The organism is Neorhizobium sp. S3-V5DH (assembly GCF_004343065.1).
GTDB lineage: Bacteria > Pseudomonadota > Alphaproteobacteria > Rhizobiales > Rhizobiaceae > Neorhizobium > Neorhizobium huautlense.
In genome coordinates this window covers 59,309-83,899 of record NZ_SMCL01000005.1, presented here as the reverse complement: position 1 = coordinate 83,899, position 24,591 = coordinate 59,309, and the positions used below count along the sequence as shown (strand labels likewise).

Annotated in this window: 21 protein-coding genes; 8 read left to right on the top strand and 13 right to left on the bottom strand. The window is 59.8% G+C overall.

Annotated features, from left to right (window positions below; genetic code table 11):
- Position 1 precedes the first annotated feature (1 nt).
- The 6 genes from EDE09_RS10280 to EDE09_RS10255 form a co-directional block, all read right to left on the bottom strand.
- A complete protein-coding gene (locus EDE09_RS10280; RefSeq protein WP_245505114.1) occupies positions 2-1,897 on the bottom strand; it encodes a CocE/NonD family hydrolase in 1,896 nt (631 codons plus the stop codon).
- A gap of 201 nt (positions 1,898-2,098) precedes the next feature.
- Positions 2,099-3,664: an ABC transporter substrate-binding protein gene (locus EDE09_RS10275; protein WP_245505113.1), complete on the bottom strand. Its 1,566-nt coding sequence runs from the start codon at positions 3,662-3,664 to the stop codon at positions 2,099-2,101.
- Between the two features lie 29 nt (positions 3,665-3,693).
- A complete protein-coding gene (locus EDE09_RS10270; protein WP_132410204.1) occupies positions 3,694-4,749 on the bottom strand; it encodes an ABC transporter ATP-binding protein in 1,056 nt (351 codons plus the stop codon).
- Positions 4,746-5,729 (bottom strand): ABC transporter ATP-binding protein, encoded by a 984-nt coding sequence (locus tag EDE09_RS10265; RefSeq protein WP_207914830.1) that lies wholly within the window; start codon positions 5,727-5,729, stop codon positions 4,746-4,748. The genes EDE09_RS10270 and EDE09_RS10265 overlap by 4 nt, the downstream gene beginning before the upstream one ends.
- Before the next feature lie 7 nt (positions 5,730-5,736).
- Positions 5,737-6,636, bottom strand: coding sequence for an ABC transporter permease (locus EDE09_RS10260; RefSeq protein ID WP_132410202.1), 900 nt, complete (start codon positions 6,634-6,636; stop codon positions 5,737-5,739).
- Positions 6,633-7,607, bottom strand: coding sequence for an ABC transporter permease (locus EDE09_RS10255; RefSeq protein ID WP_132410200.1), 975 nt, complete (start codon positions 7,605-7,607; stop codon positions 6,633-6,635). Before EDE09_RS10255 ends, EDE09_RS10260 begins: the two co-directional genes overlap by 4 nt.
- A 216-nt stretch (positions 7,608-7,823) precedes the next feature.
- On the opposite strand from EDE09_RS10255, the gene EDE09_RS10250 reads away from it, so the two are divergent.
- From EDE09_RS10250 to EDE09_RS10240, 3 genes are all read left to right on the top strand, one after another.
- The gene (locus tag EDE09_RS10250; protein WP_132410198.1) at positions 7,824-8,729 is read left to right on the top strand and encodes a LysR family transcriptional regulator; all 906 of its coding nucleotides are present in this window, start codon (positions 7,824-7,826) and stop codon (positions 8,727-8,729) included.
- A 120-nt stretch (positions 8,730-8,849) separates the two neighbouring features.
- Positions 8,850-10,052 (top strand): mandelate racemase/muconate lactonizing enzyme family protein, encoded by a 1,203-nt coding sequence (locus EDE09_RS10245; RefSeq protein WP_132410196.1) that lies wholly within the window; start codon positions 8,850-8,852, stop codon positions 10,050-10,052.
- Positions 10,053-10,255: 203 nt separating this feature from the next.
- Entirely contained in the window at positions 10,256-11,329 is a 1,074-nt protein-coding gene (locus tag EDE09_RS10240; protein ID WP_348631312.1) for a LacI family DNA-binding transcriptional regulator, read from the top strand.
- Positions 11,330-11,368: 39 nt separating this feature from the next.
- Here EDE09_RS10240 and EDE09_RS10235 read toward each other — a convergent pair whose 3' ends face one another.
- The gene (locus tag EDE09_RS10235; protein ID WP_132410194.1) at positions 11,369-12,373 is read right to left on the bottom strand and encodes an ABC transporter permease; all 1,005 of its coding nucleotides are present in this window, start codon (positions 12,371-12,373) and stop codon (positions 11,369-11,371) included.
- A 23-nt stretch (positions 12,374-12,396) separates the two neighbouring features.
- Complete coding sequence (locus EDE09_RS10230) at positions 12,397-13,137, bottom strand: ATP-binding cassette domain-containing protein (RefSeq protein WP_132410192.1); 741 nt, start codon at positions 13,135-13,137, stop codon at positions 12,397-12,399.
- A 339-nt stretch (positions 13,138-13,476) separates the two neighbouring features.
- Here EDE09_RS10230 and EDE09_RS10225 point away from each other — a divergent pair, with 339 nt between their 5' ends.
- The 5 genes from EDE09_RS10225 to EDE09_RS10205 all read left to right on the top strand — a co-directional run bounded on the left by EDE09_RS10225 (position 13,477) and on the right by EDE09_RS10205 (position 19,362).
- On the top strand, positions 13,477-14,460 hold the full coding sequence (locus tag EDE09_RS10225; protein WP_245505112.1) for a sugar-binding protein: 984 nt from the start codon (positions 13,477-13,479) through the stop codon (positions 14,458-14,460).
- 118 nt (positions 14,461-14,578) lie between these two features.
- The gene (locus EDE09_RS10220; RefSeq protein WP_132410190.1) at positions 14,579-15,553 is read left to right on the top strand and encodes an NAD(P)-dependent oxidoreductase; all 975 of its coding nucleotides are present in this window, start codon (positions 14,579-14,581) and stop codon (positions 15,551-15,553) included.
- Positions 15,554-15,727: 174 nt separating this feature from the next.
- The gene (locus tag EDE09_RS10215) at positions 15,728-16,675 is read left to right on the top strand and encodes a sugar-binding protein (RefSeq protein ID WP_112797615.1); all 948 of its coding nucleotides are present in this window, start codon (positions 15,728-15,730) and stop codon (positions 16,673-16,675) included.
- A gap of 129 nt (positions 16,676-16,804) precedes the next feature.
- On the top strand, positions 16,805-18,319 hold the full coding sequence (locus tag EDE09_RS10210) for a sugar ABC transporter ATP-binding protein (RefSeq protein ID WP_245505111.1): 1,515 nt from the start codon (positions 16,805-16,807) through the stop codon (positions 18,317-18,319).
- Between the two features lie 11 nt (positions 18,320-18,330).
- Positions 18,331-19,362: an ABC transporter permease gene (locus EDE09_RS10205; RefSeq protein ID WP_132410188.1), complete on the top strand. Its 1,032-nt coding sequence runs from the start codon at positions 18,331-18,333 to the stop codon at positions 19,360-19,362.
- A 91-nt stretch (positions 19,363-19,453) separates the two neighbouring features.
- Here EDE09_RS10205 and EDE09_RS10200 read toward each other — a convergent pair whose 3' ends face one another.
- From EDE09_RS10200 to EDE09_RS10180, 5 genes are read right to left on the bottom strand one after another with little or no spacing between them, the layout of a single operon-like run.
- Positions 19,454-20,209 carry a TIGR04290 family methyltransferase gene (locus EDE09_RS10200; protein WP_165924151.1) on the bottom strand — a complete coding sequence of 252 codons (756 nt, stop codon included), beginning with the start codon at positions 20,207-20,209 and terminating at the stop codon, positions 19,454-19,456.
- Between the two features lie 2 nt (positions 20,210-20,211).
- A complete protein-coding gene (locus EDE09_RS10195; RefSeq protein WP_132410184.1) occupies positions 20,212-21,249 on the bottom strand; it encodes a UDP-glucuronic acid decarboxylase family protein in 1,038 nt (345 codons plus the stop codon).
- 10 nt (positions 21,250-21,259) lie between these two features.
- Positions 21,260-22,375, bottom strand: a complete 1,116-nt coding sequence (locus EDE09_RS10190) for a glycosyltransferase (protein WP_132410182.1) — start codon at positions 22,373-22,375, stop codon at positions 21,260-21,262.
- A complete protein-coding gene (locus EDE09_RS10185; protein ID WP_132410180.1) occupies positions 22,372-23,463 on the bottom strand; it encodes a glycosyltransferase in 1,092 nt (363 codons plus the stop codon). Before EDE09_RS10185 ends, EDE09_RS10190 begins: the two co-directional genes overlap by 4 nt.
- Entirely contained in the window at positions 23,460-24,590 is a 1,131-nt protein-coding gene (locus EDE09_RS10180; RefSeq protein WP_132410178.1) for a glycosyltransferase, read from the bottom strand. The genes EDE09_RS10185 and EDE09_RS10180 overlap by 4 nt, the downstream gene beginning before the upstream one ends.
- Between the last annotated feature and the right edge of the window lies 1 nt (position 24,591).

The following is a 24,591-nucleotide window of genomic DNA, read 5'->3' as shown; positions in this document are numbered from 1 at the left end:
CTCACTTTGCCAGTGGTTTCAAAGCCGCGCGGCTTACGATCGGAAGGCGGATTGAAGAGGGTCTTGCAGCATCGCAAAATACGCTGTTTCGTGCGATCCGGGTCGTGCGGCCTCTGCCTTCCGGCGCAAAACTGTTCGGATTGACGTCATATTTCGGGAAGTTGGACGAGGAGATATCCAGCCGGATGCGATGCCCCTTGGCAAAGTGGTTGGCAGTCGCAAAAGGCTCGATGAGCACTTTGAAAACCTCTCCCGCCGCGATCGGCTCCGGCTTTTCCCAGGAATTGCGATACCGGCAGCGGATGACCCCATCGGTGATATTGAGCGCATAACCGGTCGGATAGTCCTTGCTCGGTGGATAGACATCGATCAGCTTTGCGGTGAAATCGGTGTCGGGGGCATCCGACGACACATGAAGTTCAACAACGATCGGCCCTACCACGGCAATCTCGTCCTCAAGCGGAGCGGTCTCGAACGACAAGACATCGGCCCGCGCCGCCAATGGCAATCCGGGATGCCGGGAGCCGAAGAACCTTTCCCCCTCGCGCTGGTCAAAGCCGCCGCCCTCGAAGATCGGTTGACCGCTCGTCAGCGAACCGCCGATCGTCGGAACAGGGTTCTTCGGATCGAAGTCATAGGCGAATGGTGCGGCGCCCGTCTGCGGCATGTCGGTGGAAAGCGAGCCGTTCTCATGGATGTAATACGACTTGAATTCCGTTTCCGGCAGCGGCCAGTCGCTCGCCTCGATCCAGTATCCCCCATGGTCGAGCCGTCCCTCAGCGTTGCGCTTGCCCGATCCTCCGCCCATGACGAAGAGGCGGACAACCGGCGCCGCTGCAACTTGGTTTTCCTTGCTCTTCATCCATCGATCGAACCAGTCGCGCCGGAAGGAGAGCCAACTTTCCGTTACATTGCCCCCAAGCGGTGCCGCCGGCCCAAAGGACGTGTCGCCGGCAAAGGTGGAATTGCGGTTGCCATGCAGCCACGGCCCCATGATCAGCTGCAGCGGCCGGCTATCCTTGCCGGAGAGACCCCGATAATTGTCGAGCGTCGACTTCACATAAGCGTCGTACCAGCTCGACATCAGCACGATGGGTATTTCCGGAAAAGTCTCATAGAAACCTTCCATGTAAAGCCCGACACGGCGCCAGCTTTCGTCGAACGTGCCGTTTCGCCACTGCTCCAGCAGGTAGTCTTCGTATTCCGGCATCCACCGCACCGGCGAAACGCCTTCGCTCCAGGGCATTGCGGAAAACCATGCGTGGATGTCCTCCGCCTCGATTGCCGCACGGGCCAGTTCATTGCCCTCGCCGATCGCCTGATTGTAGGCCCAGGTCGCCTGCTTCAGCTCGAATGCGCCGCCCTGGCGGATACCGCATTGATAGGCGTTCGAAAACCCACCCGAATCCATGACCATGCAGGCGAGGCCCGACGGGTTGAGGCAGGCGAGTGCTGCCTGCGTATGTGCCGCGTAAGAAAGACCCATCGTTCCGAACTTGCCATTCGACCAGGGCTGTTCCACCAGCCAGCCAGCGGTGTCGTAGCCGTCGGCGGCTTCGGAAATATACTTGCTGAACTCGCCTTCGGAATTGTAGCGGCCTCGGCAATCCTGATAGATCACCGCATAGCCGGCCCGCACAAAATATAGGGCGACTTCCTCGCGCTTCATCGGCGTCGCCATGCCGACTTCGATCTCGGAACGCGAGCGCTCCGTCTTGCCATAGGGCGTGCGCTCCATGATTGCCGGCAGCCGGCTATCGATCGCCTTGCCGTCCTTGGCCGGCAGGTAGACGTCCGTCGCGAGCCTCACGCCATCGCGCATCGTCACCATCACATCGCGTTCGACAATCACGTCGTCGGCAATCACCTCGAAGCGCGATGGCGTCAGGGTATCCATATCCGTATCCTCGAAAATATTGGGAGGCACCGGGTTGATGACAAACCTGTACCCCGTACTTCACGCCATCCTCGGGTTTGTCCCGAGGATCCAACCACGTCAAAAATCAACCGTTTGCAGATCCTCGGGACAAGCCCGAGGATGACGGCAGAGAGGGTTTCGGCCTCTGTGGATCACCCGCCCTCTCCTTTGTAGAGGGCCTCATTTGGCGAGACCGGCGAGCGTTGCGCTCGTGTCTTCCGTCATATTGGCAACGTAGGAAAGGTTTGCCTTGCCGGCCCAATGAACCTTCTGCCAGTAAAGCGGAATGACCGGTACGTCAGCAAACACCAGCTTGGTCGCCTTCTGCAGAAGCTCCACGCGCTTCTCTGCATCGAACTCGGCAGTCGCGACGCGCATCGCCTCGTCGAAAGCCGGGTTGGAATACTTGGTACGGTTGAACGAACCCGTGCCGGCATCCTTGTTGGCCGTCATCAGCAGATTGCGAAGGCCGGTGGCAGACGTCGGCGTCGAGTTGCCAAGCGAGAAGATGAAGGCGGAGAATTCGCCGGCCCCAGCCCCCTTGGTATAGACGTTATAGGGCTGAGCGACGACCCCGTTCACTTTCAGGCCGCCACGGGCGAACATCTGGCCGAGCGCCTGAGCGACCTCTGCGTCGCCCGGAAAGCGGTCGTTGGAGGTGTGGAGGGTGATGCCGAAGCCATTCTTGTAGCCGGCATCGGCCAGCAGCTTCTTGGCCTCGTCCGCATTGAAGGCAGGTGCCTCGATGGATGGGTCGTTTCCAGCCACGCCGTTGGGCACGAGCTGGCCTGCAGGTTCTGCCGAACCATCGAGAATACGGTCGATAATCAGCTGACGGTTGACGAGTTTCGAAAGTGCCTGGCGCACCTTCACGTCCTTCAGCGGGTTCTTGTCGAGCGGCTTGCCTTCCTTGTCGGTGATGAAGGGGCTCTTGTCGCGGGCGCTGTCGAGCGCAAGGTAGATTATCCGGGCCGATGCAGTGGAGAAAACCTTGAGGCCGGAAATACCCTGGAGCGTCTTCACATCGCCCGGCGGCACCGCATCGATCAGATCGACTGCGCCGGAGCGGAGCGCTGCAACGCGGGACGCATCGTTCGAGATGAACTTGATCGTGACATTGTCGAAGTCCTGCTTCTTGCCCCAGAAGCCGTCATTGCGGGTCAGAACCAGGTTGTCGCCCGGCGTCCAGGACTTAAATTTGTAGGCTCCTGTACCGATCGCTGCCTTGCCGCTGTTGAAGTCCTCGATCGACGCGCCTTCTGCGACCTTCTTCTCGACGATGTAGACAAAACCGATCTGCTCGATGAAGTCCGGAGTGGGCTTTTTCGTCTTGAATTCGATGGTCAGGTCGTCCAGCGCCTTCATGCTGTCGATCGCCCCGACATTGCCGGAAAAAGGTGCCGGGCTGTTCGGGATATTTCCGGCGCGGGTCAGCGAAAAGATCACGTCTTCGGCGGTCAGCGGATTGCCATCATGGAACTTGACGCCTTCGCGCAGCTTCACATGCCAGGTCAGCGGATCGATGTTCGTCCACGAGACCGCCAGCGCCGGCTCCACGTTGATTGTCGGGTCGGTCTGCACCAGGCGGTCGAAGACCTGCATGGCGATGTTCTGGTTGTTGCCGGTGCGCGAAAACTGCGGGTCGATCGCCGACGGCTCGGTGGCGCTGCCGAGCACGAGGTCAGCGGCCTGGGCCGAGCCGAGCGCGATGACCGAGGCGGCAATCCCGGCCAGGAGAAATTTCATCGGTTTCATTCTATCTGTTCCCTTCCTTGTTAGATGGCCGGTTCGGCCGTCGCATTTGTTGCCTGATGGGCGGCGAGATCGTTCAGGTGGCAGGCGCTGACATGGCCGTCGGCGTTTTCCTTCAGAGCCGGCCGGTCCGCATGGCAGCGAACGAAAGCCATGGGACAGCGCGGATGGAAATGGCATCCCGGCGGCGGATGGAGCGGCGACGGGATCTCACCCTTGATCGGTGTGAAGACACGGCGGCGATCCGTGACGCTCGGCAGTTCGCGGATCAGCGCCTGGGTATAGGGGTGTTTCGGATTGTCGAAGAGTTCATCCGGCGTCGCGCTTTCGACCACGCGACCGAGATACATCACGACCACCCGGTCGCAGATGTGCTTCACCACGCCGAGATCATGGCTGATGAAGAGGTAGGTGAGGCCGAATTCACGTTTGAGGTCCATGAAAAGGTTAAGAATCTGCGCCTGGATCGAGACATCGAGTGCCGCAACGGATTCATCGCAGACGAGCAGCCTTGGTTTCACTGCCAGCGCCCGGGCAATGCCGATGCGCTGCCGCTGGCCGCCGGAGAACTGGTGCGGGTAACGGTCGAGATAGGAGGCATCGAGGCCGACACGCTCGACAAGCGAAGCGACATAGTCACGAACGTCGCGGCCCTTGACGATGCCATGCACCTTGGGCGCTTCGCCGATCAGGTCGATCACCCGCTTGCGCGGATTGAGGGTCGACATCGGGTCCTGGAAAATCATCTGGGCGGAAAGCCGCATGACGCGCCTCTCCTCGCCCTGAAGCGCCGCCAGCGGCTTGCCTTTCCAGCGCACCTCGCCTTCGCTTGCCGGCATGATTCCGGCCATCACGCGGCCGAGGGTCGACTTGCCGCAGCCGGACTCGCCGACGAGGCCAACGACTTCACCGGGATAGACGGCGAGGTTCACCTTGTCGACCGCGTGAACGGTCTTCTCCTCCAGTCCGGCCCCGAAAAGATTGGCGATCTTTTCGGCATAGTCGAGCTTGCGCGAAAAGCGTCGGCTGACGTTGACGGCTTCTACGAGCGGCACGGTTTGCCTGATCGAACTTGTCATGCGGCGCTCCAGAGATACGGGTGGAAGCAGCGGAACTCACGACCGGCGGCGATTTCGAGCATCGGTTCGGTGACGCAGATGTCGGTGGCCCGGACACAGCGGTCGCGGAAGGCACAGCCGGAGGGACGCGAGAGCGGCGAGGGGGCAAAGCCGGGGATAGGACGAAGCGGCTCGCCGCGCGGCACCGCGGCGGGAATGGCGCTGAGCAGGCCGGAGGTGTAGGGGTGGCGCGGCTCGGAAAGCACGCCGTCCACCTTCCCCGCCTCGACGATCCTGCCCGCATACATGACCATGAGGCGATCAGCGAGCGCCGCCACCACGCCGAGGTCGTGGCTGATCCAGATCAGCGCCATGCCGAACTCGGCGGCGAGCCGCTTGATCTCGAACAGGATCTGCGACTGGATCGTCACGTCGAGCGCCGTCGTCGGCTCATCGGCGATGATCAGGTCGGGCCGGTGCAACAGCGCAATTGCGATTGCTACGCGCTGGCGCATGCCTCCCGAGAACTGGTGCGGGTAAGCGTCGAGCCGCTCCTCCGGCGAAGGAATGCCGACCAGACCGAGCGCATCGCGGGACCGGGCACGCGCCTCCGCACGCGAAACCTTGTCATGGGCCTGCACCGTCTCGATCATCTGCGTGCCGACCGAGAGAACCGGGTTGAGCGTCATCATCGGATCCTGAAAGATCATCGCGATGCGTTTACCCCGGATCGTCCGCATCGCAGACGGCGACATCTTCAACAGGTCCTCTCCGTTGAACAGGATCTGCCCGGACACGACACGGCCCGGCGGATCGACGAGGCCGAGGATCGAAAAGCCGGTAATCGACTTGCCCGAGCCGGATTCGCCGACCAGCCCGACGATTTCGCGCTGGCCGACCGTGAAGCTGACGTCATCGACAGCTTTCAGAGCTCCGCGGCGGGTCATGAAATGGGTGGAAACGTTTCGGACTTCGAGAACTGGGGGACCAATACTTGTCATAGGATGCTCACCTTTCGCCCAGCCGAGGATTGAGCACTTCACGCAACCTGTCTCCGACGATGTTGATCGAGAAGACGAGGATGAGGAGAAGCACGCCGGGGTAGACGCTGATCCAGTATTCGCCGGACATCAGCAGCTGGTAGCCGTTGGCGATCAGCAGTCCGAGGGAGGGTTCGGTGATCGGCAGGCCGATGCCGAGAAAAGAAAGCGTCGCTTCCGCCGAGATTGCATTCGCCACCTGCAGCATGCCGATGACGATCAGCGGCGGCAGACAGTTCGGCAGGAGATGGCCGATCAGAATGCGCGGCGTCGAGATGCCGAGCGTGACGGCCGCCTCGACATAATCCTTGTTTTTCTCGACCAGTGCCGCACTCCGGACGGCACGGGCAAATGTCGCCCACTGCACAAGGATCAGCGCGAAGATCACCTTCCACAGCCCCTGCCCCAAAAGCGCCAACAACATCAGCGCCACCAGAATCGTCGGGAAGCCGAGCATCAGGTCGACGACGCGCATGATCAGTGCATCGATACGTCCGCCGAAATAGGCGGCGGTCAACCCGAGCACCGTGCCGACCACCAGCGCCACGATGCCGGAGAACACGCCGACGCCGAGGCTGGTGCGCAGGCCGTAGATCATGGCGGAAAACATGTCGCGACCCTGGCCGTCGGTGCCGAGCCAGTAGGTCAGGCCGTCGATGCTTTGCGAGCCCGGCGGCAACTTGGAATCGAGGATATCGAGAGCCGCGAGGTCGTAGGGGTCCTGTGGCGTGAGATAGGGCCCGGCGATCGCGGCAAACAGCAGGATGACGCAGACCACGGCGGCAATAACGGCTTTCGGACTGCGGCCGATACCCATGATCAGACGGCCAAGCAGCATGTCCTCGCGGAAAAGAGCAGTGGCGCTCATGATGCATCTCCCAGGCGAACGCGCGGATCGACCAGCGAATAAAGCACGTCGACCACGAAATTGATGAAGATGAACAGACTGACGATGACCAGCAGGTAGGCGACCACCACCGGCCGGTCGAGCCGCATGATCGAATCGATCAGCAGCTTGCCGATGCCCGGCCATGCGAAGATCGTTTCGGTGACGACGGCAAACGCCAGCATGCTGCCGAGTTCAAGACCGATCACGGTGATCAGCGGGATGAGGATGTTCTTGAACACGTGCACGAACACGATGCGGCGCTCGGAAATCCCCTTGGCGCGAGCGAATTTCACGAAATCGAGCGGCATGGTCTCGCGCACCCCGGTGCGCGTCAGACGGATCACCAGCGATAGCTTGAACAGAGAGAGATTGATCGCCGGCAGGATGAGGTGCTTCAGGCCATCCAGCGTGAAGAGGCTGGAATGGAGACCGAGAAACTCCCCCACCTGGCCACGGCCCGTGGAGGGCAGCCAGCCGAGCCAGACGGAAAAGATCATGATCAGCATCATGCCTTGCCAGAAGCTCGGCAGCGAAAAGCCGAAGATCGAGCCGGTCATGATCACTTCGTCTGTGGCGCTGTTCGGCTTCAGGCCCGAAAGCAGGCCGAGCGGAATACCGAGCAGGATCGCGAAGACGAGGCCGGTCAGCGTCAGCTCCAGCGTCGCCGGCAGGCGCTCGAAGATCAGCGCGATCGACGGGCGGTTAAAGACGAAAGAGCGGCCGAGATCGCCGTGCAACGCGTTCCAGGTAAAGGTGAAGAACTGTTCCCAAAGCGGCTTGTCGAGGCCGAGCGACGCAACCACCTGGGCGCGTTCGGCCTGGCTCGCATCCGGCGAGATCAACATTTCCGCAGGGTCGCCGATCGCATAGATGCCTAGAAAGACGATGACCGCGGTCACGACCAAGACAGCAATGCTCTGCAGGAAGCGGCGGATGACGAAGACCGTCATGACGTACGCTCCCGCTTACCCTTCATCCCCCAAGGACAGAGAATTCCCATGGAAAAATGTTCCCTTTTTCTGTTTGTTGACGATCACGATAACGGCGCCGGAGAGATGCGCAATATTATGAGTGGAATGCATGAGCCTATGCGTTTTGCGCGCGAGGCAGACGTGCCTGGCTGTCTCCGCTTGTGTTCGGCGGTCCGTTGCCCATAGGATCGGATCATGAATTTCAAGCAGCTCGAAATCTTCAAGACGATCATGGATACCGGCTCGACCATGGCGGCTGCAGCCCAGCTCGGCCTGTCGCAATCGGCCATCAGCCGTCAGCTCGCCTCGTTGGAAGAAGAGATCGGCCGTGAACTCTTCCTGCGCGACAAGGGCAGGCTCATCCCGCGCCCGGAGGCCCGGCTCCTGGTGAACGAGGTGGACGACGTGGCTCAAAGCGTCGCTCGGCTCCGAACCAAGGTCGGCGACGTGATTTCCGGCGCCTTCGGCGAGGCGCTTGTGCGCGTTGCCTTCCCCCACAGCCTTTCGACCACCATGCTGCCGCCCATCGTCGCGCGTTTCAAGGCGGATCATCCACGTGTGACGGTGGAGATCCTGAGCGGTCCGTACGACGCGATCGAGCGCATGGTCTACAACCGCACAGCCGACCTCGGCTTCGTGCGCCTGCCGGTCGAACAGCACTCTTTCGACGCCCGACCGCTCTTTGTGAGCGGCACGACCTGCGTCATGCCCGCCGGCCACCCGCTTGCGGCAAAAGAAGCGATCGATGTCAACGATCTTGCCCGAAACGACCTGATCCTGCTTGGCCGGCAAAGGATCAACCGCAACGAGTTGGAGCACGAACTGCGCCGCATGGTTCCGAGCTATCGCTGCAGCCTTGAAGTCCATTCGGTTGAAACCGCCTGCGCCTGCGCCGCCCAGGGGCTCGGTATCGCGATCGTGCCATCGTTGATCGCCGAGTATTTCCGCAGCGACGCAGTCGCCATGCGCCCGTTCCTGCCGGACAAGGTCTCAGATTATGGGATCATCATCCTTCCCGGAACACCGCTGTCCTGGACCGCCGAGGCCTTCATAAATGCCATCAAGCCCGGCAGCAACGACGATATGACGGCGTCAGCCTGACGGAATAATCGGGTGCCGGCTGAAGCCTTGGATTTCGCAAAACCGATCGCAGCAGATAGATTGAAGATCAAGCTCCCCTTTTTGTCCCGCCACCTGCAATCCACGTTCACGGAAAACATCATGAAAATCACCAGCATCGAAACCGTTCGCATTGACGAACGCGAAAACCTTCTCTGGATTCTGGTCCACACCGATGAAGGGATTACTGGTCTTGGCGAGACCTTCTATGGCGTTCAGGCCGTCGAGGCGCATGTGCATGAATTCATCGCGCCGCGCGTCATCGGCCGTAATCCGTTACAGATCGACCTGCTTGCGCAAGACCTCGTCGGTTACATCGGTTTCCGCTCCTCCGGCGCGGAAGTGCGCGGCAACTCGGCTTTCGACATCGCGCTCTGGGATATTTTCGGCAAGGCGACCAACCTGCCGATCGCCCAGCTTCTCGGCGGCTTCACCCGGAGCGAGATCCGCACCTACAACACCTGCGCCGGCACGGAATATGTCAAGCGCAATACAGGACAGCAGACCAGCAATTACGGCCTCACCGCCGGAACGAGCTACGACGACCTGAACGGCTTTCTCTATCGCGCCGACGAGCTGGCGGAATCGCTGCTGGAAGAAGGCATTACGGCCATGAAGATCTGGCCTTTCGATCCGGCGGCCGAAAAGACCCGCGGCCAATACATCTCCTTGCCGGATCTGAAGTCTGCGCTTGAGCCGTTCGAGAAGATCCGCAGAGCCGTCGGCGACAAGATGGACATCATGGTCGAATTCCACTCGATGTGGCAGCTCCTGCCTGCCATGCAGATCGCCAAGGCGCTGGCGCCCTACCAGACGTTCTGGCATGAAGACCCGATCAAGATGGACAGTCTCTCGGACCTGAACCGCTATGTCGAGGTTTCGCCCGCTCCGATCTCGGCGTCAGAGACGCTCGGCTCCCGCTGGGCTTTCCGCGATCTTCTGGAAACCGGCGCGGCCGGTGTCGTGATGCTTGATATCGGCTGGTGCGGCGGCATTTCCGAAGCGCGCAAGATCGCCTCGATGGCGGAGGCCTGGCACCTGCCGATCGCCCCGCATGACTGCACTGGACCTGTGCTGCTCTGCGCCTCGACGCATCTTTCGCTAAACGCACCGAACGCGCTCATCCAGGAAAGCGTGCGCGCCTTTTACCGCACTTGGTATCGCGACCTCGTCACCGCGCTCCCGGAGGTGAAGAACGGCATGATCACCGTACCGCCCGGCCCGGGCCTCGGAATGGAACTGCACCCGGATCTCGGCAAGGCATTCACGGTGACCCGCCGGATCTCCGACGCAAAAAGCTTCTGATCGAATTGCATCAACCCGCCAGAACCAGGAAATCGCCAAGCGATGAAGCTCGAAAATATTCCCGTTCCCACACCTTCGGATTCCACAAGATTTTATTTGCTAATATCAGCAATATGCATTTGCAAAATCGATCCATTTTCGGTGTGATATTATCAAAGCGGATGTATGTAAGAGCCATAGGCCTATCGGGGGAATGACCATTTATGTCGAAGTCTAAGAAGCGAGTAAGCGTGGGGCGCCCCACCATGATGGATGTTGCTGCCGCGGCGGGGGTCTCCCAAGCCACCGTCTCATTGGTTCTCAGTGGATCGAAAGGTGCCCGGCTTGCCGACGCCACGCGGAGCCGCGTGCTGGAAGCGGCGCAAACGCTTGGTTATCGTTTCGTGCGCCGCGGAACCAAGACGGCGCCGGGCGGGCGATCCACGATCGTCTTCGTCGCCGACGAAACCTCAACGGATCCCTGGATGTCGCTGGCCTTCGAAGGCGCCCGGGACAAGGCCCTTGAATACGGCATCAACGTCCTGATGGCAGTCAGCCACGGCGACGCCGATGTTGAGACCAGTATCGTTGCGAACCTGAGGAAGTTGCCCATCCTTGGTCTGATCTACGGCACGATCCTGACCAGGCTCGTGCAGATTCCCGCAGCCATTGCCGACCTGCCCATCGTCCTCGTGAATTGCTATGACGAGCATCGCGAACATCACTCCGTTCTACCCGGCGATCTCTTGGGCGGCCGCAGCGCTACCGAGCACCTGCTTTTGTCGGGGCGTCGGCGGATCGGTTTCATCAATGGCCAGCAGGGAGTGGATGCCGCGCGTGATCGTCTCAAGGGTTACAAGCAGGCATTGGCCAGTAACGATATCGCCTACGATCCTGCGCTGGTGCGCCCGGGCAACTGGGAGCCCTCGGCCGGCTACGAGATGACGCTGGAACTGATGGCGTTGGACAACCCGCCCGATGCCATCTTCTGCGCCAACGATATGATGGCGGTCGGTTGTTTTGACGCGCTCAAGCAATTGGGCGCCAAAGTCCCGGACGATGTCGCCGTTATCGGCTTCGACGATCGCGATATCGCGCAGTATACGCACCCTCCCCTGTCGACCCTTGTCCTTCCGCTCTATGAGATGGGACGGACGGCTGCAGAACTGCTTATCGACGCGGCCGGCGGCCTGCACACTACTCCCAGCCGCATAAAGGTTGAATGTGAGCTGATTGCGCGAGGGTCCACGGCTAAGCGCCGCTTCGACGATATCGAATCCAGCGTGGCAGCGCAGTGATCGCTTGACGACACCCGCCCGTGCGGCGGGATGCTTGCATCAGCCCGATTGGCGGATGCTGCGAAAGCGGTCGAAGGCCACCGCAATGACGATAAACGAACCGACGAAGGCGCCTTGCCAGAAGGTGCTGATTCCCAGCAATATCAAACTGTTTCGGATCACCTCGATGAGGAGCGCCCCCACGAGCGCACCAAAGGCCGTGCCTATCCCGCCGGCCAGATTGGCCCCGCCGATGACGGCGGCCGCGATAACGGAAAGTTCCATACCCTGACCAAGATTGGTCGTGACACCGCCCAGCCAGCCAACTTCCAGCACGCCGGTAATCCCGGCTGTCAGTGCTGAAAACACATAGACCGAAACCTTCAATTGCTTGACCGGAATGCCCGTAAGCTTGGCCGCATTTTCATTTCCTCCCATAGCGAAGAGGTGTTGCCCCCAGCGGGTCCATCTGAAAAGGAAACCCGTGATTGCCGCCAGAACGACCAGGGCGATAAGCGGGTTGGGCAAACCCATGGTGGAGCCGCCCCCCAGCGCCAGCAGCAGAGCGTGATCCGGGCCGAACTGGTAGATCATCTTGTTGTTGGACAATACCATGGCGAGAGATCGCGCCACGGACAGCATCCCCAGCGTGACCACGAAGGAGGGCATGCCGGCGTAAGCGATCAGCCCTCCATTGACCACCCCCACCAGGATTGCGACGGCCAGCGCCGCCGGGACGCCGATCCAGAACGGCATGCCCGCCGACATCAAAACGGCTACGGTCATGGACGAGAGCACGACGGTCGACCCAACCGACAGATCTATGCCTCCCGAAGCGATCACCGCGGTCATCCCGAGCGCAATGATGCCGACGAATGCGAAGTTGCGCGAGACATTGAACAGATTCCGCTCGGTCGCGAATGTATCAGTCAGCACCGACAGTGCCAGGCAGGCCAGTATCGCAGCCATGAAGACCCAGAATGTCTGGTGGCTGATGAGGCGCGATCGCAGACCGCGATGCTCGGACTGGTCGATGACGTCAGCCAGTGAATTTGCTGTCGACATTGAATTTCTCTTCCCCTGATCGTTCATGCGAACTCGATTGCACCGGTGATGAGACCGGTAATCTCCTCGGGCGAGGAATCACCGGACTTTTTGTGGGCCACCAGACGGCCGCGGCGCAGCACTGCGATTTTGTCCGCCACCTGAAATACATCCGGCATGCGATGGCTGACCAGCACCACCGCAATGCCATGGTCGCTTAGATAGCGTATGAGATTGAGCACCTCCGCAACCTGCCGCACGGAAATCGCGGCCGTGGGCTCATCCATAAGGATGATCTTCGCATCGCTGAGAAGCGCGCGGGCAATGGCCACGGCCTGCCGTTGGCCGCCGGACATGCGCCTGACCAGATCGCGAGGCCTCGTCTCGGACTTGAGGCGAGCGAACAGTTCTCCGGCCTTGATGCGCATCTGCGCGTAGTCAAGGATGCGGAGCGGGCCGAGCTGCTTGGTCAGTTCGCGTCCCAAAAACACGTTCGCGGCCGCCGACAGGTTGTCGCAAATGGCGAGGTCCTGATAAACCACCTCGATTCCGGCGCGCTGGGCATCCAACGGCCTATGAAACTCGGCTTTGCTGCCGGAGATGAAGATCTCGCCGGAGCTCGGCGCAAAATTTCCGGCTATGACCTTCACCAAAGTGGACTTGCCAGCCCCGTTGTCGCCCATCAGGCCGATGACTTCTCCCGGCTCGACGGAAAGCGACACGTCGCTCAATGCATGGATTGCCCCAAAATGCTTGCTCACTCCCTCAAGTCTCAGCGCGCTCATATGCCTCCCTTTCCGCCCCTCTTCGGATGAGAACCGATCAGGGAGCGCGATTCATGCCTTGGCAGCGGCAGCCAGTCTTGTTGCATTTCCGCGGCCCTGGCTGCGACGCCTGCTAAATTCCCGCTTGACGGCTTCGCTAATTGAGTGCTGTTATTAGCACATAATATGATCAAATTCGCAATAGAGTAGATCATCGAACTTGGTCCGAACCGGCTTCGGTTCGCACCGCAGATGTGTGCCGCAATGGGAGGGTCAGGGCGGCAGACAGTTCTGGCGAGCGCTTGGACAGACTTGTGCTTGGCCGCGCCGGATGAAACCCAAACGGAGGAGTGCACTGCTTTGAGGTACGTAAATCAGGTTTTGGCGGCTGCCCTTGTCCTGGCCGCCGGCGCAGCAGAGGCGCAGGACAAAAAGACCTTGGCTATCGTCGTCAAGGGACTGGACAATCCGTTCTTCGAACAGATCAACCTGGGTTGCAAGGACTGGGCGAAGAACAATCCCAATTCAGAATACGAATGCCTGTATACGGGTCCGGCATCCAGTGCCGACGAGGCCGGACAGGTGCAGCTCGTTGATGACCTTATCGCCAAAGGCGTTGCCGCACTCGCCATTTCCCCATCCAATGCGTCGGCCATGGCCAACCGGCTCAAGGAGATTGGGCCGAAGATGCCGGTCATGACGGTCGATGCCGACCTCTCGGAGGCGGACCGTAAGCTGCGCGCCGCATATCTTGGAACCGACAATTACCTGATGGGCGTGAAGATGGCCGAGCAGGCCAAGCGGCTTAAGCCGAAGGGCGGAACGGTTTGTCTGCAGTTGGGCAACGTCGGCGCCGATAACATCAATGCCCGCGCAGCCGGTTTTCGAGATACCATCGCAGGCTCCAAAGGGGTCGATCGCCTGTCCGGGCAAGGCGGCTGGAGCGAAATCCAAAGCTGCCCGGTTTTCACGAATGATCAGATCGACCTTGCCAATCAGCAGATGGCCGATGTCTTCACCTCCAACCCCGATCTCGATGCCTTTATACTGATCGGAGGATGGGCGCAGTTTGCGCCGCAGGCCTATGCGCAGGTCACCGACCAGGTGATGGATCGCCTGAAAAGCAATGACCTGATCATCGTGGCAGGCGACACCCTGCCACCGCAGGTACAGGCCTTCAAAGATGGCCGAAGCCATGCCCAGGTGGGTCAGCGTCCCTTCGAAATGGGCCAGCGCGCTCCCGAGGTCATGATCCGGTTGATCAAGGGGGAGGCCGTGGAAGACACGATCTACACCGGCCTGGATGTCTGCACGCGCGAAGAACCGGGCTTCTGCGCCAAGTAGCCCCATAGGGTAGTCCCGATGCGATCCCGTCACGGCGCTTCGGCACCGTGACGGCCCGCGAAGGTTGCGGAGCTATATCCTCGTTTGAGCGTGCGCATGGGATTTTAGGGGAAGTAAATTGAAACTTCTGATCACTGGACTAACGGGAAAGGTGGGAAGCAGTTTCCTGCCGGGATTTCTGGTCGCCGAAAAGTTTTCCGGCTGGTCCCTGCGTGCGCTCTGCAACAATCGCGTCATCGAACATCCGGCGGTTGAGGTCGTGCGTGGTTCATTGGCGAATGCGCAGACGGTTTACGCCGCCCTGGATGGCGTAACTCATGTGTTGCACATGGCAGCCGTCAAGGAATCGCCCGATCTTGCGATCGACGTCGGCGTCAAAGGCCTCTTCAACCTGCTGGAGGCCTTTCGGGCCTCGAAGACCGCGAAGCAGTTCGTTCTGATCGGCGGAGATTGCTCCGTGGGGCACATTTTCCACCCTTACGATGCTCCCATTACCGAGAATTCCCCTCGCCGGGCCTATCCGGGTTGCTATGCGCTTACCAAAGTGATCGAGGAGGTCATGCTTGAGCAGTACCGCATCCAGTACGGCATCAATGCCTGCTGCCTTCGGGCACCCTGGATCATGGAGAAGGACGATTTCCGCCATGTCTTGAGCTTTCGGGACCAGTTCGGCGGGCCTGCGTGGAGTGAGCTCCTGCCGCAGGAGGAGATCGCCCGCCATGTCGAGACCGGCGCCATTCCTTTGCTTCGCGATGCAGGCGGCGCCTCACTCAAACGCAATTTCATCCATGTCAGCGATCTCGTCAGCGCGATTCTTCTGGCCTTGGACAACCCGTCCGCCGATGGCGAACTCTTCAACATCGCGATGGATGTACCGGTGGATTACGCCGGCGTCGCGGCCCAACTGAAGACCTCGCACGGCTTGCCGGCTGTGGAAATTTCGACCCCCTATCACAGCAACTGGCTCGACAATACCAAGGCAAGGATGCTGCTCGGCTGGCACCCTGTTGTCGATGCCGAACTCCTTATCCAACGCGCCTGGGCTTATTCCCGAGCGCCCGATGATCCGCGCCGTGTCTGGTACCCAGGGTAGCACATGCGCGCCAAGTAATATCCCTCGCCGGCTCCGGGTCGGTCCGCATGTGACCGTCCAGGCAACGCCCAAGCCAAGGATATGTACCGCCCGCGGCGAACGACTGTTCGAGGGCATTCAGAAACGTTGGGGAGCAGGGTCGTGTCTGTGCTCCCAAAAATGGGAGGATGGACAATGAAACTGAAACTTGCCGTCTCGCTTGCCATGCTGGCTTCCGGTCTGGCTGGCCCCGCTGTCGCTCAAGACAAACCCCAGTTGGCTTTCGTCGTGAACGCGGCCTCCGACTTCTGGAAACTCGCCGAAGCCGGGGTCAAGAAGGCTCAAGCGGAATTGCCGGGCTACGAACTGCAGTTCCGCTACCCGGCCCAGGGTACCGCTGCCCTGCAGAACGCCCTGATGGATGATCTTGTCGCTGCCGGTACCGATGCAATTATGATATCTTCGGCTGATCCGAAGAATTCCATCGACGCATTCAACCGCATTGCAGCGCAGGTGCCCCTGTTTACCACCGACAGCGATGCGCCCAACAGCAAGCGCATCGCCTATCTCGGCTCTTCCAACACCCAGGCAGGTGTTCAGGCCGGCGAAATCGCCGTTGCTGCGATGCCCGAAGGCGGAAAATGTACGGGTTTTGTCGGGTTCCTGGGAGCGGACAATGCAGTCGAACGTATCGCCGGGTTCCGCAAGGCCGTCGAAGGATCCGGGATCGAGCTCGTTGACGTGCGCGGAGACGACGTGGATTTTGCTCGAGCCCGGTCGAACGTCGATGACGTGCTTGCCGCAAACCCAAACATCACCTGCATGGTGGGGTTTTATTCTTATAACCCTCCCAAGATTTACGAGGCTCTCCAGGCTGCGGGCAAACTCGGGGCGATCAAGGTCATCGCATTCGATGAGGATCCGGTTACCCTCGGGGCGGTCCGCGAAGGCAGCTTCGCCGGCACCGTCGTACAGGACCCCTACCAGTGGGGCTATCAGGGCATGCATCTGATGGCGAAATATCTCGAAGGGGACAAATCGGGTATTCCTGCGGACGGCCTTATAATCGTTCCGACGAAAGTCATCAAAGCATCCAATGTCGATGCCTTCGAGAAGGAACTCAAAGAGCGCATTGGCGGGTAAAACTCTTCCCGGTCGGCGCTGCGGCATCGGGCTCGGGCCTCGCCGGGCCCGGTGTGCGCTTGTCACTTCGTATATCCGCTCAACGGGCCGAAGCATCACTGTTGCTGCAAAATCAGATGGCCACGACTTATGATGACTAAAGAGGATCCGAAGCGCCCCCTGTTGGTGCTCGAGAACATTTCCAAGGCCTATACCGGCGTCGTGGCGCTCTGCAATGTGTCCATCACGGTCATGGCCGGCGAAGTGCTGGCTCTGATCGGAGAGAATGGAGCCGGCAAATCCACGCTGATGAAGATTCTTGGGGGTGTCGTCCAGCCCAGCTCGGGTCATATCATTATCGATGATGTGCGATGCGACGGATTTTCGGTGACTGAGTCCCAGTCCGCGGGGATCGCGTTCGTACATCAGGAGCTCAACGTATTCGACAATCTCGACGTGGCCGCCAACATGTTTCTGGGCCGCGAAATACGTAAAGGTTTCCTCAGACTGCTGGATGTAAAGGCCATGCGTGCCGCAGCCGAACCGCTTTTAAGGCGCGTCGGTGCCACGTTCGAGGCCGACACCCCGGTCGCTGCTCTGTCACTCGCCGAGCGGCAATTGCTCGAGATCGCCAAGGCGCTCTCCATCAAGGCGCGCATCATCATCATGGATGAACCAACCTCGTCGCTCACCTTGTCGGAAACGAAAACGCTGATGAGCGTCGTTGCCAGCCTCAAGGCCGAGGGCATCGCGGTCATCTACATATCGCACCGCCTGAGCGAGATCGAGGAATGCGCCGACCGCGTCTTCGCTCTGCGCGACGGCAAGGCCGCCGGTGAACTCTACAGGACGGAGATCCATCATGATGCCATGATCCGCATGATGATCGGGCGCGACCTTCATTCCCTGTATTCGCCGCCGTCACGCCCTGCCGGCAGGCCCATCCTGTCCTTAAAGGCCGTTAGAACCCGCGCGAGACCACGGGCCCTTGTCGACTTCGATATCCACGATGGCGAAATTCTGGGAATGGCCGGACTGGTGGGCGCGGGACGGACAGAATTGGGCGAAGCCATTTTCGGCATCGACGCCATTGTCGAGGGCCAGATCACGCTGGCGGGCAAGCCGTTCAGGGCCGCGTCGCCGCATGACGCCATCCAGGCCGGCGTCTATCTCGTGCCGGAGGATCGGAAACGGACGGGCCTCGTGCTCGAAGCGGCAATCTGTGAAAATATCTGCCTCGCCGATCTCGCAGCCGTGTCGCGCAACGGCTTGGTTTCGCAGAGCGCGGTCAAGGCGCGTGCCGAGGATCAGCGTATAAAACTCGGAATCAGAACCACCGATGTCATGCGCAGAACCGCGGAACTCTCTGGCGGCAATCAGCAAAAGGTTGTGCTGGGCAAATGGCTTTCGATGCGACCGGCGCTGGTCATTTTTGACGAGCCCACCCGCGGCATCGATGTCGCCTCCAAGGCGGAGATCTACAGGCTCATGCGTGCTCTGACCAACGCCGGCGTCGGCGTCCTGATGATCTCCAGCGACATGGAAGAGGTGATCGGCGTGTCGGACCGTATAGTCGTATTGCGAGAAGGGGAAATCGCCGGATCGCTATCGCGGCCGGAATTCTCCGAACACAATATTCTCAAGCTCGCTGTCGGCGCAAACTAGGAAACAGACCGATGCATAAAAAAGACTTGGGATTGGCAGTCCTGATCATAATTGTAGGAGCGGTCGTTTATCTGCGAAATCCGCTATTCCTCTCGCCGATCAATCTGGGCAATACGGCAAACCTCATCGGTCTGTTCGGCCTCTTCGCCATCGGGCAAGGCTTTGTCATCATGACCGGTGGTATCGACCTCTCGGTCGGCTCGATGATAGCACTGCTCGGCGTCCTGTTTGTCGACATGGTGGGAAAGTTCGGCGTCCCGTGGCCGGTGGCAATCCTTGCCGTCCTCGTGATCGGAACGCTTCTTGGGCTGGCTCATGGGCTGCTAATCACCAAGCTCAAGATGCAACCCTTCGTCGTGACGCTGTGCGGCCTGCTGATCTATCGCGGCGCCGCGCGCGGCTACACAGGAGAAGCCACTGCCGGCTTTCCCTTCGGCACCAGGTACCCCGCGCTGGAATGGCTGACGATCGGGCGCACTTTTGGAGTTCCACACTCCTTTTATGCCATGATAGTCATCGGCATAATCTGTTGGTTCCTGCTTCATCGCTCGGTCTTTGGCCGACATTTGCAGGCTGTGGGCAAGAATGAGGACGCAGCGCGCTACTCTGGCATCCGCACCGGTTTCGTTATCACGACCGCCTATGTGATCTGCGCGGTGCTGACCGCCGTTGCTGCGGTTTACTTCGCCATGTTCACCAGATCGGTGCAGCCCTCGTCACATGGCAACTTCTACGAACTCTACGCAATTGCCGCCGCCGTCCTCGGCGGCTTCTCGCTTCGTGGCGGAGAAGGCTCGATCATCGGCGTCGTGTTGGGGGCGGTCCTGCTTCAGGAATTGCAGAACCTCGTCAATCTTTTAGGCATCCCCTCCTCGCTGAACTTCGCGGTAATGGGAACGGTGATTCTCGCCGGGGTTCTCGCAGATCAGCAGTTCAACCGCTATCGGGCCAAGCGAAGGGCCGCAATGGCGCTCGGCATACTGAACAGGCAAGCCTCCCCGCCCCCACAGGCGGACAGCTATCCATCAGGCCACCATAACTAACGAATTGCGAGATCGCCTGCCGGCGTGCATTCGCCAGCACAAAAGATGCCTGAAGCCGCTCCTTTCGATATCAGGATCCTCCCCGATGCCCCTAAGTTTGAGGGGGAGGTCCGACCATATAATGCCTCTCACCGCGCCGGCAGAGGTAAACTTCGCGTTCCGGATTGGCCTCAATAACGAAGCCCGAACTACGAAGCATTGCCTCCGTTGCGGCCTTGTTGGGAATGAACCAGTTGGTCGGGTCGGAGGCGTAGCGTTCTTCGATGAAAAAGAGCTTCGGATAGTCCGGGCGATCGAAGACGGCCCATTCCGAAAAATCATAGTCTTCCTGGAGATCGGGGATGCGTTCGTCCCCCCGCTGAAGACACTGAAAAAGCATCAGATCTCCAACGACGTGTTCGTAAAGCAGGTCAAGCGCCAGGAGCGGATGGCGAAGGTGGTAGAGCACCCCCATGAAAATCACCAGGTCGAAGTTTTCGTTCAATTTGCCGACTTCATAGATCGACATCTGCCGGAACTCGACATCGAGCCCGCTATGTTCGGCAGCAAAGTGGGCCTGGCGGAGATAGTGAGGATCGGAGTCGATGCCCAGCACGCGGCCGGCATTTCGTCGTTTCATTTCCAGCGAATAAAATCCGGCATTGCAGCCGATATCGAGAACGCTGCGCCCTTCCAGATCGTCTGGAAGGGCGTGCTGGAAATTTTTCCACTTGAAGGCCGGATAATCCCCGAGAAAGTGGTTCGGTGCGGTCTCGACGCCTTGAATCCGCATGTTGTGAAACCAGGGACCGAGCTCGGCGATCTCGCGTTGCAGGCTGTGGTTCTCCCTGCTCTTTCTTGCCTCCACCCTTAAGCCCTCACATCCATTTCGTAAGCAGATGATTGCCGAACGGCCTGCCAGGACGGTTTTCCGGCACCAGTTCCAAGCACGACCGTGAACCAGTCCGCGGTGTGCCGCAGCCCTTCCGAAAGAGGGACCTTTGGCTCCCATCCTAGGAGTTCCTTGGCGCGTAAAATGTCCGGGCGACGCCGTTGCGGATCATCCGCGGGCAAAGGTTTATAAGCCGGCTTGGCCATGGTGGGCGCGATTGCCATCACCATCTCGGCAAGTTCGTTGATGGTGAATTCGCCCGGATTGCCGAGATTGACCGGCATGCCGGGATTCGGATCGACATCCATCAACGCCATCAAACCCGTGACAAGATCGCTGACGTAACAAAATGAGCGGGTCTGCTCGCCGGTGCCGTAGATGGTAAGCGGCTTACCCGAAATCGCCTGGACGAGAAGGTTGGAGATGATGCGACCGTCGTTCGGCTGCATGCGCGGTCCGTAGGTGTTGAAAATCCTGGCGACGCGAACATCGACCCTTTCCGCCCGGAGCATGTCGAAGCAAAGGGCCTCGGCCGCCCGTTTGCCTTCGTCGTAGCAGGCGCGAGGGCCGATGCAATTGACATTGCCGCGGTAGTCCTCACGCTGGGGATGTTCCACCGGATCCCCGTAAACCTCGCTTGTTGAAGCCTGCAGGAATGAAGCGCCATCCCGTTCCGCAAGCGCCAGCAGGTTTCCGGTGCCCGCAACGCAGGTCATCATCGTATGGACGGGATCGGCTTGATACTGGGGCGGTGAGGCCGCGCAAGCGAGGTTGTAGATCTGATCCAAGGGCTCGTCGATCTCGTGGAATTCGCAGATATCCTTCTCGATCAGCCGAAAGCCGGGATGGTTCATCAGCGGGCGGATATTGTCTTTCGAACCGGTAATATAACTGTCGACGCATATCACCCGATCGCCGCGCGCAAGCAGGGCGTCGCAGAGATGCGAACCGACAAAGCCGGCCCCTCCGGCGACAAGAACGGTTTTACCATTTCCGGTTCCGGTTCTTTGCAGCATTACAATCTCCTCAAGCTGAAACGGGCTGAAATGTGGATTCTGTTCGGGACATTCGCTGAGGCCAATCTCCGAGCGCCGCTATAAGTTCGCGGGCGCGGGCAATACCGGTATGGCTCTGCACGACCACACTCCTCGCGTTTTTGGCTAGCGACCGGCGGTGCCCCTCATCCAATCCTGTGAGCGCCTTGACCGCATCCTCCGTCCGCTTGGCGACGATGATCGCTTCGCTGTCAGGCAAAAGCTCATCAAGTCCTCGCCAATGGTCGCTAATGATCGGGGTTCCGCAGGCGGCAGCCTCGAAAAGCCTGACACTCGGCGACCAGCCGGCTGCAATCATGTCCGACCGGGTGACATTGAGCGTGAAGCGTTGCCGGCTGTAGAAGCTCGCATGCTCGCTCGGCGGAAGGTGCTCGATACGTTCGACATTAGCCGGCCAGTCGATCTCATGGGGATATTGCGGCCCAGCCACCACAAACCGCAGTCGCGGCAGTCGCCTTGCCGGTTCAATGAGAAGCCTCTCCAGTGTCGGTTGGCGATCCGGGCTGTATGTACCAAGATAACCGAGATCCCAGCGGAAGGCCTCCTGGGTATTATGATACCTTTCAACATCCACAGAACAGTAGAGGGCTACCGCCTTCCTTGCTCCATATCGCTGTTCCAGACGCGGAAGAACCTCTCCTCCAGAGAAGGAGAAATAGGCATCGAAGAGGGGAATCTGCCGCCGGGCAAGATATTCCTCATCACCTCGATCGAGCTTCGCGAGCGTAACGGGAGTATCGATATCGTAGAAGCAAAACCGCTTGGGCTGCAATGCGGCGACTGCATCAATGACCGCCACTCCTTCCGGCACATAGGAGCCGATAATCACCGCGTCCGCATTATGAAGGCGGCCTGCATGGGAGCCGATCATTCCAGCAATATCGGAATAGTAGGCGAGTTCGCAGAAGTCGGGATCCGGCAGGTCGCGCCTTGTGGCATACCAGGGCACGTCCCGTTCGAGGAACAGCACCCGGTGCCCGCCCGCCTGCAATCCACGGATCAGCGCGCGAAAGGTCGTGGCATGGCCATTGCCCCAGGAGGAGGAGAGCGAGAGACCGAGGAAAACGATGTTCAATGGCTTTGTCATTCAGCCGCCTCCATCCGGGCACCGGCATGGGCGCGGAAGATCGCATCCACCTCTTCGGCACGATGGGCATAGGTGTGATCGGCAAGTACCCGTGCAAGCGCCCTCTCACCAATCGTCTTTGCTCTTTCCTGCGTGAGGCCGGAGAGAATATCGGCAACGTCGCGGCCGTCGCGTGCGACCAGGATTTCCTCCTCAGGCTTGAGGAACAAGTCGATGCCTTCCCAATGATCGGTAATCAGACAAGCTCCCGCCCCAGCCGCCTCGAAAACACGCGTTGCCGGCGAAAACCCGTTTTCCGCCATGCTGGCACGAGAAATATTGAGAACGGCCTTCGGCGTGACATTGAAGGCGTTGTGGTCTCGGGTGGAAACGTGCCCGATATATTTTACGTTCGAAGACTTCGGCTTTCCTTCCCAGCCGGAGCCGCCAAGCAGGAACGTCTGACCTGGGAGTTGGGCAGCCGGTTCGAAGAAAAACTGCTCTACCCGCGCCTCGCGGTCCGGCAGGCGGTTGCCGAGAAAACCGAGATCGGCAGAAAAGCGTGGATCCTGTGGCGCCGGATGATGGGTTTCGGGATCGAGAGCGTTGTAAATGGGCACACAAATTGCCGCGCCCATGGAGCGATAAGCGTTCACGACGGGTTCGCCGCCCCCATAGGTGAGCACAAGATCGATGTCGATCAAGGCCTTGCGAAGCGGCTGATCCGGGGCGGCCCGCAAGTCGGCAAGCGTGGCCGGCGCATCAACGTCCCAGAATATTTTCAGGGCCGTCTGGCGTGCATTCTGGAGAACCCTCTCAAGGAGGCGATCATCTTCGAAACCGACGCCGCTCGCCTTGACGACGATATCCGCCTCGGCAGCTTCGGCAGTCACCGCGTTCAAGGCATCCACCGTGCCCTCGTAGACAACCACCCTGCACCATTCCGGTGGATCGATATCCCGGTTCTTCTGGCGATCGAAGACATCCGGTTCATAGAAGGTGATGTCGTAACCTTTGGCCGCCAGGGCTCTCAATAGACCGCGATAATAGGTGGCAGCGCCATTCCAGTAGGCGGATACGAGGCTTGATCCATAAAAGGCAATCTTCATTCCGCGGCCTCCCTGACAGCGAGCTTCTGGGTCACCCTCTGCGTTCCGCATGCGGCCAATATGGAAAACAGCTCATCGACACGATGGCGGCAGGTGTGGCGCGCGCGGATGGTTTCGAGTCCAGATGACACGAGCGAGGCGGACAGGCCGGAGTCGGATAAAACGTCGCGAAGCAGTTGCATCATCTCTTCGCCGTCGCGCGCGATGAGGTAATCGCTGCCGGGCCGAAAGAGATTTTCGGCATCGTTCCAAAAGGCAGAGATCAGCGGAATGCCACAGGCCAGGGCCTCAAAGACGCGGATGGTCGGAATGCCGGGAAGGTTTTCGACATAAGGTCGACGAGGGATGTGAACCGTCACCTTGTTTTGAGCAAAGGCACGCGGTGCCTCCGCATTGGCGATCCAGCCTCCATAAGCGATCCCTGCCTCTTCGAGCGCTTGCAGCGCATGGCCGGGATAGCGCACGCCGCGTACCGTCGTCTTCAGGCCAAGTCGCCGGGACGGTTGCACGAGATATTCCATGATTTCGGCGGATCGTTCGTTGTCGCCCCAGTTGCCGATCCAGATCAGGTCGCCGACCTTTTCGATCTGCGGCAAGGGACGGAAAAGTGTATCGTCCGCAGCTTCGTGCCAGGTAAAGACGGACTTTCCCCAGCCGGCCTTGAGATAGCGTTCGCGCAGGGTTTCGCCAAAAGCTAGAACGCCGTCGTAATCGCTGAGTTTGAGGCCGGCTATATCCCCCTCGGCCGATACCGCGCGGTGATGCGTATCGTGGAAGAGCAGCGTAAATTTGCCGCCGTCGCGGCGAGCCCTTCCGATCCGTTCCACCAGTGCCGGTTCGGTCCATTCGTGGACAATTACGACATCGGCATTGGCAATCGCCTCTTCGTGCTCGAAATTGCTGCCGTAGACATAGGTTTGAAGTTCGGGGAAATTTTCATGGAATTTCTCGATCGCCATCGGCCCCTGATCTTCGACCAGACTGGTGCGGCTCCAGGCGTTTTCCGGTTCGAGCGCGAATGCTCGATGCCCTCGGCGGATGAGATCGCGCATCACGCCCCGGAGGAAATGAGCGTTTCCATGATTCCAGTCCGAAATCAGGGAATGGGTATAAAAGATGAACTTCATG

Bases quoted from the DNA above. Each gene is read 5' to 3' on its own strand.
- EDE09_RS10280 (WP_245505114.1), bottom strand. From the start codon at position 1,897: ATGGATACCCTGACGCCATCGCGCTTCGAGGTGATTGCCGACGACGTG.
- EDE09_RS10275 (WP_245505113.1), bottom strand. From the start codon at position 3,664: ATGAAATTTCTCCTGGCCGGGATTGCCGCCTCGGTCATCGCGCTCGGC.
- EDE09_RS10270 (WP_132410204.1), bottom strand. From the start codon at position 4,749: ATGACAAGTTCGATCAGGCAAACCGTGCCGCTCGTAGAAGCCGTCAAC.
- EDE09_RS10265 (WP_207914830.1), bottom strand. From the start codon at position 5,729: ATGACAAGTATTGGTCCCCCAGTTCTCGAAGTCCGAAACGTTTCCACC.
- EDE09_RS10260 (WP_132410202.1), bottom strand. From the start codon at position 6,636: ATGAGCGCCACTGCTCTTTTCCGCGAGGACATGCTGCTTGGCCGTCTG.
- EDE09_RS10255 (WP_132410200.1), bottom strand. From the start codon at position 7,607: ATGACGGTCTTCGTCATCCGCCGCTTCCTGCAGAGCATTGCTGTCTTG.
- EDE09_RS10250 (WP_132410198.1), top strand. From the start codon at position 7,824: ATGAATTTCAAGCAGCTCGAAATCTTCAAGACGATCATGGATACCGGC.
- EDE09_RS10245 (WP_132410196.1), top strand. From the start codon at position 8,850: ATGAAAATCACCAGCATCGAAACCGTTCGCATTGACGAACGCGAAAAC.
- EDE09_RS10240 (WP_348631312.1), top strand. From the start codon at position 10,256: ATGTCGAAGTCTAAGAAGCGAGTAAGCGTGGGGCGCCCCACCATGATG.
- EDE09_RS10235 (WP_132410194.1), bottom strand. From the start codon at position 12,373: ATGTCGACAGCAAATTCACTGGCTGACGTCATCGACCAGTCCGAGCAT.
- EDE09_RS10230 (WP_132410192.1), bottom strand. From the start codon at position 13,137: ATGAGCGCGCTGAGACTTGAGGGAGTGAGCAAGCATTTTGGGGCAATC.
- EDE09_RS10215 (WP_112797615.1), top strand. From the start codon at position 15,728: ATGAAACTGAAACTTGCCGTCTCGCTTGCCATGCTGGCTTCCGGTCTG.
- EDE09_RS10210 (WP_245505111.1), top strand. From the start codon at position 16,805: ATGATGACTAAAGAGGATCCGAAGCGCCCCCTGTTGGTGCTCGAGAAC.
- EDE09_RS10205 (WP_132410188.1), top strand. From the start codon at position 18,331: ATGCATAAAAAAGACTTGGGATTGGCAGTCCTGATCATAATTGTAGGA.
- EDE09_RS10195 (WP_132410184.1), bottom strand. From the start codon at position 21,249: ATGCTGCAAAGAACCGGAACCGGAAATGGTAAAACCGTTCTTGTCGCC.
- EDE09_RS10190 (WP_132410182.1), bottom strand. From the start codon at position 22,375: ATGACAAAGCCATTGAACATCGTTTTCCTCGGTCTCTCGCTCTCCTCC.
- EDE09_RS10185 (WP_132410180.1), bottom strand. From the start codon at position 23,463: ATGAAGATTGCCTTTTATGGATCAAGCCTCGTATCCGCCTACTGGAAT.
- EDE09_RS10180 (WP_132410178.1), bottom strand. From the start codon at position 24,590: ATGAAGTTCATCTTTTATACCCATTCCCTGATTTCGGACTGGAATCAT.